Origin of the sequence: Pseudomonas sp. SG20056 (genome assembly GCF_031764535.1) — a bacterium.
Taxonomy (GTDB): domain Bacteria; phylum Pseudomonadota; class Gammaproteobacteria; order Pseudomonadales; family Pseudomonadaceae; genus Aquipseudomonas.
In genome coordinates this window covers 1,748,193-1,763,106 of the sequence record NZ_CP134499.1, presented here as the reverse complement: position 1 = coordinate 1,763,106, position 14,914 = coordinate 1,748,193, and the positions used below count along the sequence as shown (strand labels likewise).

Below are 14,914 nucleotides of genomic sequence, written 5' to 3'. Positions count from 1 at the left end.
AAGTTCACGAGAGTGAAATGGCTAGGTTGATTCGGTTCTCATTTCGTAGTCACCCACCACTGACCGGCTGATTCTGGCCCTGAGGCGTCGGTCTCGACTGACGGGAGCCGACCCTAAGCTGCCGGCGGGACCGGCAGATACCCGCCAGAAACGAAATTTAATATAACGAATCAATGATATTTTAGTTTGGAACTTGCTATTTTTTAAGAGTCAAGTGCGAGTTTTTTCAAAAAATCTTCCCTAAGGGCCGCGTATGCTCGCTCTGACTCTTCATTAATAATCTCATTGGCATCCAATGTGTTGGTGATTCCAAATAACCTGCTATTAATTCTGCGCGCCAGGCGCTCGGAAGTCGTAATGTGGGATTTTTTAATGCAGGCAAAGACTTCCTCCAATTTAAATAAAGGGGTCTTAATGATTAGATTGGCCAGTATCGATGCATTTTCAGATGCTCTATCGGAATACGCTGAATTACTACTGAACGAAATAAATTCGCAGAGGTCGTCAAGCAAATTCAAGGTTGTTTTATGGGACAAGCCATTTGGGTGAAACCAAAGGCGAGAAAGGGACTGGTCCTTGAAAATTCTACCTGCGGTTTCCCAAATTATTTTTGCTTCGCGAATTTGCATTTTTTTTACGAGATTATGTACTTTACTGGTGCCCATGTCGGCAATTTTTACACCAATCGATGCACCCTGAAATTCTGCGTATCTATCATAGAAGCGATCAACATCGGGAAATACTAAAATGTTTCCAACATGTGGATCGCCATGAGTTTCTTCGAAGTTGTATATGTACTTTAGGGCCGCAGAATACAGTTTCCAAACCGATATGCGAGAATCAAGGGGTTGACTTTCCTTGAGCCATTCCTTACATGAGACTCCGGGAACTAGCTCCATGACAGCATATGCATGCCCTTTCAGCCAGTTGAACTGATAAGTTCTCACGACAAGGGGATGTTCTAGCGGAGCAATTTTTGCTGTTTCAAATTGGGCTCGAGACAAACCGCGCTTATTCCATATCTTTAACGCGACTCTTCGGGACAAAAGCTCATCAACAGCCTCAAAAACTACCGCATTTGCTCCTCGGCCAATTTCGCGGACAATATTAAAACCAGGCGTTAGAACTGACTGACCGTCTACAGTTACTCCTTGGGGAGTTGTAACATTATTTGGTGCACTTGTTGACACTGAATTACTCCATTTAAATCGATATATCATTGTTTAAGAGGCGGGATTCTTTGATGGGCGAAAATTTGTGCTTAGCAAGCGCGGCTTGAAATACCCTGTTCGCGCGGCCTAGGCGCTTCAACAACAATATCTACGATTGGCCGACACCGGCTAGGAGCGGTCCTTCGGAAAGTCTTCAAAACCAGAGACCACTTATACCTTAGGTTGATGACCTATTCAGGTACAGACATTCAGTAGAATAAGAGGTTGGTTCATCCACTCGGTAGGCTATGCGCCAACTTCGCCATTTTAAGGGCCTGCGCATACTCGCTATAAAAATCTTGGAGCCCATAGACCATCCACCTTCCGCGAGTCACTTCCTCGAAGAAATCACTCGCGCTTTCGACTCGCTCAAGCATGGTGAGTATTTGCGGAACACTCAGGAAAGACGAATTCGAGAACGCGCGTTCCGGCACCTCATCAATCACATATTGGCGCAGTGCCTTAACCGACTTGCGCCAGTCTTCTAGGCGTTTGTCTTCTTTTTCATCAGCAGCTTTATATTCTAGGTCAATTGCAGTCGCCAAAATTACTTGCAAAACTGACCGACTCTGAAATCCACCGAAGTCAGTTAAGCTAATTGAAGCTTTTTCAATTTCCTTGTCCCCAAGCTCAACGGTGACCTCTACGTTTTGCTTATTTTTGAGCGTCAATCGTCCTGTTTTACGAAGATGCATTTCAGCTTTGTAGGCCTGCGCATGGGACTTCATCAGGCTGTCACCAAGGTCAACTAATAGCTGAGCGTCTACACCAGCCATTGCCCTCCTGGTAAGTCCCTTCTTCTTGACTTCAAAAATGAATAAGCCTTTCGGCGTCTCAATCAGCGCATCACACTCTCCAAGTGTGTCGCGACCATTAGACTGGATGTCGCCCGTATAAACAGGTACACCCGAAGCCTGAAGCTGCACGCGAATAAAATTTTCCAAGACCTCTCCGAGCGACTTATCGAGTTTTCTGTCGTGCATATCGCTCGGCCTGGATATCATATTCAGAACAGCATTAAGTGCCGCCAGAGCCGTCATTGGTCGCGGCAGCAACAAATATCCATCTCCGTACAAAAATAGTGGTTTGAAATTTGAATTTATTTGTTCGTTGGAAGGCGGAAAGTTAAGTTCCCGGTTCGACGAGTTTTCTGGAAATGCCAAAATTTTACTCAGTACCGATGAAACTAAATCCTTACGCAGCCCCGCCTGCCGAGAAATTTTCTCCAAAGAAACTTTGGACATCTGCCTAGCAGAAGCAAGATCAATCACAGCCAACGCGACCTTGAGAGCATCTTTGAGGCGGACACCGTAACTTTCATGTTTGCCAGCAATAAATGGCTTAGTTAGCGAATTGAGGATTAGCTTGGCATGACGGCCGCTAATCTGCTGAATCGCCACAAGATTGTCATATATGACGGTCTCTTGGAGGTGAGGTAAAAAGCGTTGCGCATCCAGAAACAACCCACTCCATAAGCTGTATGGCTGAATTTCGAAAACCGTGATGAGGTCTCTGAGAAGGCTGACAAGCTGATCGAACTTCTGCTCGCTCTCAGTCTGTCGCTTGTCCGTGAGATGCTTGACCCCAAGTGCAATCAAATAACCCCAGGGCACTACCGGAAAAATGGCTGTAAATCCAGTCGACACCCTGCGACCAAACAGATATCGGCCAAATGGCTGATGGTACGACGACTCAAGATTTGCGAAGACCAACTCAAGAATTTTTATTCCACCAACAGCGCTAGCCATTTGAGAGATTTCGGTTTGGATCAACGCGTGCGAATCGTCGGATATTTTGACCGACATATTATCTTCACTAATTACAATGCCACGTCGTGAAAGCCTCAGACATGCAAGCGCTAATGCCTCCTCTTGGTCAATGAACTTTTCTGCCCCTCCCTCGCGAAACCAATGCAGTGTTGAGCGAGCGGATAGAACAAGTTCAACTAACCGCTCCCAGTTAATGCCAGCTTCTCCATGAGCATTGTCAGCGCACCGAACGGCGTCACGGATGACCGCCAATATAGAAAGATAGGGATTCTTCTTGATGGCTCCGGATTCAACCTTAATTGCAAGGTGTTTGCGGAGCGCAGTTACAGCATAGAAAACGTCCTGCGCCACACCGCCAGCAGCCTGTTGGAGAGCCTCATAGGCCTCGTGGCTAGACAATATTTGCAGTCTGTCCTGACGGCTGATGACGCCATCGCATACTTCAATGAAACGCAAAATATCCATATTTTATAACTGACTCCTAGAGACAGAGGAAGTGAGTCGCCCTAATTTCGTAGATGCTACTGAGTGACGGCTTTGGGCCGGCAGTGGCCAGCAGCAACTGGCCGATTCCAGCCAGAAACAAACACCGCTGAACAGGCTAAAAGCAGCCATACCATACAGTCACGTACTCACCCTGTAAGTTGCGGCGCCTGACCTCGTTAAAGGGAGCGCCAAAAGTCAACCGAAGTACGGTACTTTTTTAATAGGATGCAACCCTGCTGGTACAGAGATATACTGCTCCTCGGGGCCATATTCTGGGAGTGAAATAGTTTCGAAGGCCGAATATCTATTTCCGTGAAAACGGTGATATAACTCTGGACCCCACTGGGCAACTTGGAGCACATGCACTGCAGCCATGGCCTTGATTAATGCTCCTAATGAGGCCCTGTGAAACTCGTTTTCCCTATTGTGCTTTATAGCGTTGTAATCGTCATACCAAGTTAGACTTTTTGTGGTCATCCTCTCAGCTTCGTCCCACTCTTTAAATGGATTAATATCTGGATAACCTGGATAATTTTTCAAGCGCACAATCCATTCATCCAGCCTTAGCAAAGGCTTTAGTTTTACGTAATCCTTTGTCGAATATGATTTCTTGGGGGTCGAGCAGTTGGCCGTATAGATGCCTCTCCATGACGCCTCTACTTCAGTGCAAGCTAGGATCAAGAGCTCACGTACACGATGGCCATACGTTAAGTCATTAGCAGGTGCTGGCGCGATAGTCCTAAACAGTCTTGTCAGCTCCTCTAGCAAACTTGTCGCCGAATGAGTGCTCTCCATATAGAGATGGTGTTCAGCTTGATCGCGAGTTAGGCCGCTGTACCCGCTATCCAAAAGATGCTTCGGTGGAATTCCTCTCCAGACTCGAGCGTGGTAATCCCCACGTGGACGTATAAGGGGCTTCAGAGTCCCCTTGTCCATGTACGAGCCTTCCTGGCTCATGGCCAGCGCTGCGGCGTTTATCTCAGAACTATAGTTCTGCTTGTCGTCGGGCGTACCGACGTACTCATCGTACTTGCGCCAGAGATCAAGTGAGCTTGTTAGTATTTTTGACGACGTGTGAGGAAGAAAGACTGTAATGTAATCTCCCGTCTCGTACCACAGCGCCCCAAATCTTCCATCATGATCGAGAAATCCGTACTCCGGCATCGTCAATCTCCCTTATCTCGGAAAGTTCGATAATCCCACAAAAGCCCCCTCTGTGAGTCGCTCCACCACCATAGAACGCTTTGCAGTGTCTGCCCCTAGCCGTTAGCGGTACTTCAGGAAAGCGAGTATCTCAATGTCGCTTGCTCCGAGAATTAGTTGGCACCTAGCCCCCCTTGAAGACCGAAAGCCCACCCACCAGAAGTGGGCTTTTCTATTTGTGCGATCCCATCGGCCTGCGTAACACAGCCGCTAAGACATGGGAGCGCTCGACGGCGAGGCGTCTCCCCGAGATGAAACTGCCATACTTAAGCTTTATGTTGCGAGGGTGACGTTATGGGCACGCCTGATAGCTGGCGAGTTGTGAGCGCACCCTCCTAGGGCGGACTGCTGGCAGCATCCGCTTTTGGCCGATTCTGTTGAAAAAGTCGCTTCGCGATTTCTACTCACGAACGAGCGTTACCGACGTTAAAATCTGAATCATTTGGAAGGCGTAATTGCCTTGGTTTTTACGCAGCAGAGTCTAAAGCGCGCGTTTTTTGAGCTCTGAAAAGGCGACGGCCACCGAGACCGACTTGTTCAACAGAATCGGCCGACAGCTACCGGCAGGATCGACCCTACGAGGTTGCTCGCAGCAGGCAATACAATCAGGCTGCCCGCCACCCGCTTGAGCACGATCTCAATGCCAGACACTCTCATTCGTGTAAGGGTATGATCGCATCCGACTACGACGAGAGCAGTGCACATGTCTGACAAGGAAGAGTACAGGCACGCTGAAAAGGCGGAATACGAGGCTGAAACGCAGCCTCCGGCAACCCTAAGCAGGGACGAGTTTCTTGCTTGGCGTTCCCCACGCGAGGTGCAGTCCGGCCCAGAGTTGCTGGACAACCCAACGTGGCATTGGCTCGTGCGTACGCAGCTTTCGGCATATAGCGGTAATGAAATATTTAAAGGCCCTTCATCGTACGAAGCCGGGCCGATGTGGTGCTTTGATCGGTTCGGAATGTCGCAGACCACCCTGTCTGATGGACGTGTTGTGTATGTCGGTGGCGAGCATGAAGACCACTATGACCCGGATTTTTATATCTATAACGATGTGGTCGTCATCGACCCAGACGGCACCATCCATATACGTGGCTACTCAAGGGCTCAGTTCGAGGCCACCGACTTTCACTCCGCCACCCCGATCGGAAACTCAATTCTGATCATTGGCTGCCTTGGTTATCCCGCCGCCCGCATCGCAGGCGTCACACCTGTTTATCGTCTGTCGTTAGACACTTGGTGTATTGAGCGCGCGGCCACTGATGGCAAATCTCCTGGATGGATTCACGGCCATTCCGCAGAGCTTTCCGAGGATGGCCATTCCGTTGTGGTCACCGGAGGCACCTGCTGGCTTGGTGAAAACCGCTCGATGATTGAAAACATCGATAGCTGGTCGCTGGATGTCAGCTCGGGACGCTGGACCCGGCTGACCTCGCTCGACTGGCAGCAATGGTCAATTCGCCGCATTGATCGAAAAGTTAACCGCCTGTGGGACCTGCGGCGAGCCCTTTGGTCTCATGAGAATCCTCATCTCGGTATCACACACGATTGGAAATTCGAGGGTGCCCCGAACTTCGTCGAACTAGCCAAGCTTTATCGAATCGATGATGACGCGCCCCCGCCTACTGAAGGTGATGGGTACGACGAGTACAACGTGGTCGTGGATGGAGTCACCGTGCGCTTCACTGAAGGAATGTTCAGCATTGAAGTCCTAGTGAAGGGATGCCTGCCCCAAGAACGCCTGGAGGCGCTTCAAGCTCGCACGCTGGCGACACTGGTTAAGGTGGACGGGGTCGAGTGGGAGATTGAGCCTATTTTCGCGCTACAGGACAACGGCACTGCCTAGACTCGAAAAGCTGAAACGCAGGGGGGCTGCGAACTTCAAAACGTACTCATCTGGCCCATTGAGGCGCTGCTATTGGTACAAGGGGAAGAACGGTGGGTGTATGTGGTGACGACAGCACCACCCAATGCAGGGGCACAGACTCACCCGCGCTGGCCGCTTATTAAATATAATAGTTAAATTGACATAGTTTAATTATATCGACTATCACAGCAAACGTGATGCTTGCTGTAACTACATGGACAGGGACGCAGCGTGACAACGCTTTACATACTATTTGTTACCTACTTCGTATCACCTATAACTTTAGCGCTTGCACTAGGCTACGCGAGAGAAAACCATTACCTAACAACCGACTTAAGAATTACAAATAGAACCTATCAAACACCTGCTACGCACATTCTTGCCGTGCTGATTTGCCTTAGCCTTTATATTACATTTATTTTGGCTGGCTATTCTCTATCAGGCGGAAAGATCAGCACCTCACTAATTACCGTTGTGTTTATCATGCAATGCGGATCAACCCTGGCTCTCACGGCGATAATATTCAGAGCCACATCTATCTATAAGTCGAGCCCGACAAGTTTCAATATAATCGCAGGCTTGATAACTGCAGCCATACTGTTTATATCGAATATATATGCTGATGCACATATAACTAGCACTATAAAAATCATCAGCTCTGAACTGCCTGCGGCGCAGAAAGCCTTGACGCTAATGTTGTTCCCCATCATATGGTCATTCCTACTAATAATTATATCGACCGGACTATATCTTTTAAGTGCGGCACTGATACTTCTCGCTGGAACATTAAAAACCTCAAGCCGTCGAGCAATAAAAAATAACCAACTTATGCTTTCAAAGGACAATATCAAAGTATCAAGACATGAAGACAATGAGATGGTTTATCTTGCTATGTTTGTAGGGCTGGCATTTACGACGGTGTCGATAATAAAAGCAAATGAATTAATCGTGAAAAGTGAAAAATTCACAATTTTCACTAATGAGCTAATTGTTTTCGCTTCATTCCATTTTTCAGAAATAGATTGCTTACCAGAACTGAAAAAACCTAACCGACTAGCCCTGATAAGCAATGACCGCATCGTAGTAGCTACACCAGATGAAAAGGCAGGCTACACGTTTCGTGTTGAAAAATGCGGCATCAATGCGACTCAATGATTGTCACAGCCAAAGTTCATGGTTAGAGAGGATCACCCACCAAGACCGCGGCCCTATATCACTTTCTAGTACCAGCACTGACAGGCTTGCTGTGGGACATGTGCCGTGAGGCGCAGGTGGTAGTCGCTCTATACTCCATGAGTCTCACCAGCAGAGTGTTCGCATTTTTCCGGCACGGTGTATCAAACTTGACCAGCAGGCCGTATCAATCTTTCCGGCCCCCACATCTGTAGGCGCTGGCCCAACCTGAACACCCTGCTGGCCTAACCTGACAGCTTGAACCGAAAAAGCCTGAACACCCTGCTGGTGAAATTGATACAGGTAGCGCGGATGGCCTTTCAGCTTTTATCGAACTCCGCGACACCGGGTATCATCAGCCATAATCACCAGCTGACTTTATCGTACGAACAACAAGAGCAATGCGCCAAGCACCATATGATTCACATCTAGCTAAAGCTAGATTTAGGAACAAAGTCACGGCTTATATTACTTCCAGAGTAGAAACTTTCTACCTTCTCATCGATATATCCAGAAAATCGAGCAGTCTCTAACGTTTTAACATTCTTTAGATAGTCTAAAGACCCATCAACAGGAACAACTCCAAACAGCTCTATATTTTTTAACCTAGGAAGGCTAGAGATAGGCTCAAGTGTTTTTATCTTTGTAAGCTTCTTGCTGGAATCCCAGTTTGGGAGAGTTGCTAGCGATAAACAAACCAGCGATTTAAGCTCTGACAATGGAGAAATATCTTCCACTTTCGGAAGATGAACTATCTTCAAATACTCAAGATTTTTTAAAGGCAACAAAAAATCAAGCGAACTCTCCGGAAGAGTAGCTATAACAAGCTCTTTCAAATTCACGAATCGGCCAATATCCTGCATGCTTTTATACTTACAGTGCCACACACGCATCTCAGTTACACTTTCATAATCTTCAAACTTCGGGAAAGCGCTCGATGCGTCCCTCATTAAATCTAATTTCATATAACCCACCAAAATCAAGGTTTACACTGCAAGTATTGCTCGCCCCATTTAACAGCCTCACCATACCACTCTCGCTGCGGGCTTATTGAGTTAATCATATTCTCAAGCTGTGGATTTCTATTTATCAAGACCTGCTCAACGGCCCTTGCCTGATCTCTTGTTAAGTACTGGCTATTGATTTTTATTATTTCATCAAATCTTCCGCCATGCTGTGCGGCCCTTGACGCAATTTGACTAGAAATACCGGCATATACAATTTCGCCATTTCTTGCGCCCAAATAAACATCATATGCAGCTTGAGTAGCCACCCTACCAGTAAAGGCTCCACTTAAAGACACACCCGCACCGATTTCAGCGGCAGCAATTCCAACAGTATTAATCGCAGTTGCATTAGCCATCACCCAAACACATAGCGGTGTAGCAGGCCCACACAAACCTAATGGATCAAATGCTGTAATTGGGTTTCCACTCACATACCCATAGGTATTGAGGCCACCGTCCAACCCAATCGGGTCGCTTTCAACGTAGCGCCCCGTCTCCGGGTCGTAATCGCGGAAGTAGTTGTAGTGAAGCCCGCTTTCCTGATCGAAATACTGCCCAGGGAAGCGCAGATTCATTGCCAAACTACCGCTTGCTTGACCCACTCCAAACGCATCCGACTGCCACTGCCAAACATTTTGCTGGGTCTGGTTAGTGGCCATACGCGGTGTGTTGAGATGGTCGCTGTGCAAGTAGAACGGCTCGCTACTGGCGATAGCACCTTGAGCGTCAAAAGTGATGCTGACACCACCCAACGGCATGCTATCGAGCCAGATGTAGTACTGGCCGCTGAGCTTGCTGCCTTGGCTGTTGAACTGCTGCTCACCCAATAGCTGACCATCCGGCCCGTAGAGGAAGGTGGTAGTGCCTTGCGCGCTGATCTTGTGGGTGCGTTGGCCCAAAGCGTTATAGCGGAACTCTGCCACGGTGTTGCCGTCAAGCTTGACGCTAGTGAGTCGGTTCTGTGCGTCGTATACCAGCTCACGGTTGGCGCGATCCTGAGTCAGATTGCCGACCGCATCGGTGATAACTGTCTGCGCATCGATCTGGGTCAGGCGGTTGCTGTTGCTGGCGTACTGATAGGTTTGCAGGGTGCTGGTCTGCGCTTCACCACTCACAATAGGTGTGGAGGTTTTGCCAGTGCGGTTGCCTACGGCGTCGTAGCTGTAGGTTTGCTGCAGGTTGGCCTTCTGCTCAGCCGTCAGGCGGTCGAGAGCATCGTAGATGTAGTTCAAATCACCTAGCAGACTGCTGTTTAGCGTGGTGATATTGCTGTTGGCGTCGTAACCGTAAGTGCTATTCCACCCGCCCACGGTTTGTTCAGTCAGACGGTAATCTTGGTCATAGCTACGGCTAAGGCTCACACCATTGGCCCAGGTAAGGCTTTTCAGTGGACCGAAAGGCATATAGCTAATGCCACTAGCAAAACTACTTGGCTGACCGCTGCCGACTTGCACTTGCACCTGGCTGACTTGGCCGGCGGCATTACGCGGATAAAGGATGCTGAAGCCCTGCGGGTAGTCGATCCGCGCCAGTTGGTTAGCGCCGTCATAGGCATAACCGAGGCTGTCGTAGTGATCGCCATTGCTGAGCGCTACCGAGCGTAGTTGTCCGATTAGATTGCCACGCTCGTCGTAGCTGTAGCCGAGCACACCGCTTGCGTCCTGTACTGCAGTTAGCCGGCCAATACCTTTGTTGCCATCGGCCGTCATGTCGTAGTGGTACTGCACGTTAAGCGCTGGATTCGCTGGATACTGGCGACCAGTCAGACGATTGAGTGCGTCATAGGTGTAGGTGGTGACCACGCCACGCGCGTCGGTTTTGCTGATGACATTACCGGCAGCATCGTGACTAAAGGTGGTGGTGCCAGTGTCCGGGCTGATCTGTTTGGTGAGGTTGCCGAGGCCGTCGTATTGGTACTGGGTGGTAACACCACGCGGGTCTTGCACCTGGGTTAGGTTGTCCTGGGCGTCATACGCCAAAGCGGTTACACCATTAAGCGGATCTGTACTGCTAACCAGCCGATCAAGGGCATCGTAGGCTTGAGTATTGCTGTGCTGCTTGGGGTTGGTGCTGACCGTCGGGTTGTCATTGAGGTCGTATTGGTAAGCACTGGTTTGTCCACCAGCACCAACCGAGCGCAGCAAACGACCGAGTTCGTCATATACCCAGGTTTGCTGTTGGGTGAGGCTGCTGGACGCATCCTTGAGACGCTGTGCTGTGCGATTGCCCATGGCGTCGAGGCTGTACTCGATGGTCTCGCCAAGGTTGTTGGTGATCTTGGTCAGGCGACGAGCATCATCCCAAGTGTAACTCAGCCAGCTGCCATCGCCACGGGTGACCTTGGTGATTAAGCCAACGGCATCGTGCTCAAAACTGGTGGTGCTGCCTGCCGTACTGGCTGAGGTTAACCAACCTTGCGGGGTGTAGGTCAGGCTCGTCTGCACACCATTAGCGTCAGCCACACTCTGCGGATTGCCGTAGTTGTCGAAGTTGGACAACTGAGTGATATGACCAAGAGCATTGGTAACGGTTGTCAGGCGGCCTTGAGCGTCATAAGCGTAAGTGGTGAAATCCTGCACATCAGTGCGCGGACCGTTGGCAGTTTCGATCAAGCCAAGGCTGTTGTAGGTGTAAGCCCAGTTGCGCTCAGTCGCTTGAGCACACGACCAAACAAAGCTGCCGGCCAGAGCGAGTGAAAGCAGGCTCACGCGTTTTACAAATACATTCATCATCAGGTCCTTCTGCTCTTAGCGCTGCGTCACGGACTGGCTGAGCTGCCGGCCCTGTGCGTCGTAGGTGTAGGTGGTAATGCGGGTAGGCTCGGTAACCGTGACCGGCAGGAACAGAGTCGGGTGCCAGTCAGTGGTAATAGTGCGCGCTTGTGGCGTGCCAGCAGCTTCGGTGCGAGAGACCTCTAGGCCACGAGTGTTGTAGTCGTAGGTCGTCAGGTTGCCTTTGTTATCGGTCTTGGTCTTGAGCAAACCGCGTTCGTCATATGTAAAGGTGGAGTTGCTGTTGGGGCAGTTGACAGAGGGGTGACCTTCAATAGCCGTGATGCGTTTGATACCCTGATAAATTTCGAATTGGTAAGTGCTTTGTTGGCCTAACGCATTAGTAACAGTTGAAGACTCATCGGGGTTGTAGCTGACTTTGACTTGTTCAGCACCATTTGCATGCTCACTCAATATTGCCCGACTTTGTGCGTCGTATTTCCAGGTCGCATATCTAACACCGCGCCCATCTGTGATCCCCGTAAGTAAACTTGGATTCCTGCTATCCTCATAGCTGTAATTAGTAACTACTGGCACAGGGCCATTTACAATGTCTCGCGCAATTAAGTTACCTCGAGAGTCATACCTGTAAGTAATTTGGATTCCATTAGTTATTAGCTTGAGCGGCTGCCCTTTAGCTAGATTGTTGAAGTGGATGGTTATTGCGTTGCTCAAGCCATCCGAGATAACAACACCAAAATCATCATATGCCAGAGTATGAAATTCTTCCGGCGAGCGAGAGACTCGTATTAGTTGCCCACCCTCATCAAATAGAAGTTCTTTATTTTGCGGTGAAGAATAAGCCCAGTGGTCATTTTGTTTTCGCAAAACTCCAAGCTCATTGGGCTCAGGAGTCGCAAAGTCACCATTTAGTTCAAAGTACGACTCCCTTCCGTCCTCAGCGACCATAACTATGTTGTCTGTAGCAATGCGAAGGTGTGCAGAGTAATTATGACGCCACAAACCATCCTGACTATTGTATTTCCTGACAAATTGTAGCGGATACGATCCTGTGCCAACATAGTCAACTTCAGTTTGAAACTTGTTTCCTGTGGCAATATTTATTGGATTCCCTCTGGACTTGGTTGCAGAGCAATTAAGACCATCATCCGGAGAACCCGTCTCTTTTGCTGGGTCTACAGTGTCTTCTGGGAGTGTGCAATCGGTAGGTGCACTAGCGTTGTCCGGAACATACCCTGGTGGGCATACTAATTTTATTTGCCAAGTACCTACAACGTGCCCGCTCCCGCACGCTTGGTTTGTATTTGGAATACCTGTGATGAAACTTGAATTTTGTGTCCAATTCCACTGACCAAATCCGCAGTTATATTTTCCATACCAACGAATCCAAGATGAATATACCGCCCGCTTTAAATCAATAGCTTTTTTATAACCACCATACGACAACTCAGGCTTTCGACTAGCAGCCTCTACCTGAAAAGTGAGGAAAACAGACATAACGATCACCGCCAGAAGCAATAAAAAAAATCTGGCAATAAAGTTGAAATCCGTGAACTTAGTATAATTAAACCCATGCCTCATCATGAGTTCCTCCTAAACTGGGACGCCTGAAAAAATATGCCGGTAGCAAAATGTAAAATCACGTTAAATCCCTTTGAGTAATTAGAAGATATTGCTGTGTACATCCCTTTGTTTTGACTTTAAATACTGGCCATCCTATTTTTAGTGCTGTGTAACGGACTGGCTGAGCTGCCGGCCCTGTGCGTCGTAGGTGTAGGTGGTAATGCGACTGGGTTCAGTAACAGTGACAGGCAGAAACAGTGTCGGATGCCACTCGGTAGTTGTTGTTCGAGCTTGTGCCGTACCAGCGGCTTCGGTGCGAGATACCTCTAAACCACGGGCGTTGTAGTCATAGGTTGTTAGGTGACCTTTGTTATCGGTTTTGGTCTTTAGCAGCCCACGGGTGTCGTAGGTGAAGGTGGAGTTGCTGTTAGGGCAGTTGGCCGAAGCCTCACCGTCCACGGCCACTACACGCTTGGTGCCACTAATGGTCGTAAAACGGTACACCGTGTTCTTGCCCAGTTCATTGGTTACCGTACTGGAGCCATCGGCATTGTAACTCACCATTACCTTATCGACGCCTCCGGCATGTTCACTCGAAATAGCCCGGCCCTTATCGTCGTAAGCCCACGTGGCATAACGCACGCCTCGCTCATCGGTGATACCGGTAAGCCATCCATTATTGCGCGGATCTTCATAGTGAAAGGTGCGCTGTTCAGTTTGCCCACCTTGCACGCGGGTCAGCTGCGCCAGACGCATATTGACGTTATAGCTGTAATCGATGTGTAAATCACCTGAATCCAGTGTAAGTGGCTGATATAGCGAGTCCTGAGTGAAAGCAATACTTCCCCCTAGATCATTTGTGACTGTAACGACGTTACCCGCATAGACCAGCTGTTCCTTTGCACCGCTACTTTTACGCCATTGCGTTAAACGACCAGCAGTATCAAAGGTGAAAACCTGGTTATCCACATCGGTATATCTCCAGCCGCCGCTTATCTCAACAAGATCCCCCAGCTCTAGAGGCGAAAATTTTGCTGCTGGCTTACTACCACTATTGAAGTATGACTCCTTCCCATCACCTTTTGTTAACTTAATATCGAATCCAATTTTCTCAAGTCTGGCGGAATATTTATGCCGCCATACACCGTCGAGACTATTATATGTACGCGTGAAACTCAGCGGGGTAGCACCTCTACTGTCAAAGTCCGTTTCAACCTGGAATTTATTACCATTCGCTGCATTGATTGGGTTGCCAACGCAACTGTTTAGCGCGGGCGCTCCACGCTCACCTTCAACACACTCGCCATTGACAGCGTTAAAGACCTTTCCTTCCTCACACCTTTTGCCAATACGGTTAACTGTTTGTGATGTTAGAGCCCACTGACCGGCCCCAGACGCATAATACTCGTACCGACATGAAAACATTTTGTCAGTATATCTGACTACTTCGTGCGCTCGGGTAGATGTCCCAGTATTAACTTTCAACCACTCACAGACAGCCCCCGGACTACTGAATGGTCGCCCAGAAACGATGGACCATGTATATGTGCTCGCAAACGAAACATCAGAAAACACGAGCAACAAAACAGCACTAATTGCAGATAAAGCACGCATATTTATAAACTCTATTATAAAATAGTTAACTTCATCGAAAAAAATGTAAGAGCAGAATTTTCACTAACAAAAAATTCACACTTTATTTTCTCAGATGCTTATTTATCAACTTTTATACAAACCCTTGCATGATTATAACTAGATGCAGTCTCCGGGCGGCGCGTGCTAGGTTCGATACTAATGAGTTAGGTAAATGTGACAGGCTGGAACAGCTCGTATGCCACTCAGTGGTGATCGCCTGGAATGATCCAGGCATTACCACTGTTTCTACGGAAGGTTGTTCTGATTT

9 protein-coding genes are annotated in these 14,914 nt (G+C 48.6%); 2 read left to right on the top strand and 7 right to left on the bottom strand.

Going from position 1 to position 14,914, the window contains the following annotated elements; genetic code table 11:
* Positions 1-203: 203 nt before the first annotated feature.
* The 3 genes from RHP75_RS08455 to RHP75_RS08445 all read right to left on the bottom strand — a co-directional run bounded on the left by RHP75_RS08455 (position 204) and on the right by RHP75_RS08445 (position 4,630).
* A complete protein-coding gene (locus RHP75_RS08455) occupies positions 204-1,190 on the bottom strand; it encodes a protein kinase domain-containing protein (protein ID WP_311091380.1) in 987 nt (328 codons plus the stop codon).
* Between the two features lie 251 nt (positions 1,191-1,441).
* Positions 1,442-3,445: a hypothetical protein gene (locus RHP75_RS08450; protein WP_311091379.1), complete on the bottom strand. Its 2,004-nt coding sequence runs from the start codon at positions 3,443-3,445 to the stop codon at positions 1,442-1,444.
* A 216-nt stretch (positions 3,446-3,661) separates the two neighbouring features.
* Positions 3,662-4,630 carry a hypothetical protein gene (locus tag RHP75_RS08445; RefSeq protein ID WP_311091378.1) on the bottom strand — a complete coding sequence of 323 codons (969 nt, stop codon included), beginning with the start codon at positions 4,628-4,630 and terminating at the stop codon, positions 3,662-3,664.
* Positions 4,631-5,372: 742 nt separating this feature from the next.
* Here RHP75_RS08445 and RHP75_RS08440 point away from each other — a divergent pair.
* Both RHP75_RS08440 and RHP75_RS08435 read left to right on the top strand, forming a co-directional pair.
* Positions 5,373-6,515, top strand: coding sequence for a hypothetical protein (locus RHP75_RS08440; protein WP_311091377.1), 1,143 nt, complete (start codon positions 5,373-5,375; stop codon positions 6,513-6,515).
* 252 nt (positions 6,516-6,767) lie between these two features.
* Entirely contained in the window at positions 6,768-7,691 is a 924-nt protein-coding gene (locus RHP75_RS08435) for a hypothetical protein (RefSeq protein WP_311091375.1), read from the top strand.
* A 446-nt stretch (positions 7,692-8,137) separates the two neighbouring features.
* On the opposite strand, the gene RHP75_RS08430 is transcribed toward RHP75_RS08435, so the two are convergent.
* The 4 genes from RHP75_RS08430 to RHP75_RS08415 form a co-directional block, all read right to left on the bottom strand.
* Entirely contained in the window at positions 8,138-8,674 is a 537-nt protein-coding gene (locus RHP75_RS08430) for a hypothetical protein (protein ID WP_311091373.1), read from the bottom strand.
* 14 nt (positions 8,675-8,688) lie between these two features.
* Positions 8,689-11,451: an RHS repeat-associated core domain-containing protein gene (locus RHP75_RS08425; protein WP_409079727.1), complete on the bottom strand. Its 2,763-nt coding sequence runs from the start codon at positions 11,449-11,451 to the stop codon at positions 8,689-8,691.
* A gap of 12 nt (positions 11,452-11,463) precedes the next feature.
* Positions 11,464-13,032, bottom strand: a complete 1,569-nt coding sequence (locus RHP75_RS08420) for a DUF6531 domain-containing protein (protein ID WP_311091370.1) — start codon at positions 13,030-13,032, stop codon at positions 11,464-11,466.
* A gap of 138 nt (positions 13,033-13,170) precedes the next feature.
* A complete protein-coding gene (locus RHP75_RS08415) occupies positions 13,171-14,625 on the bottom strand; it encodes a DUF6531 domain-containing protein (protein ID WP_311091368.1) in 1,455 nt (484 codons plus the stop codon).
* Positions 14,626-14,914: the final 289 nt, after the last annotated feature.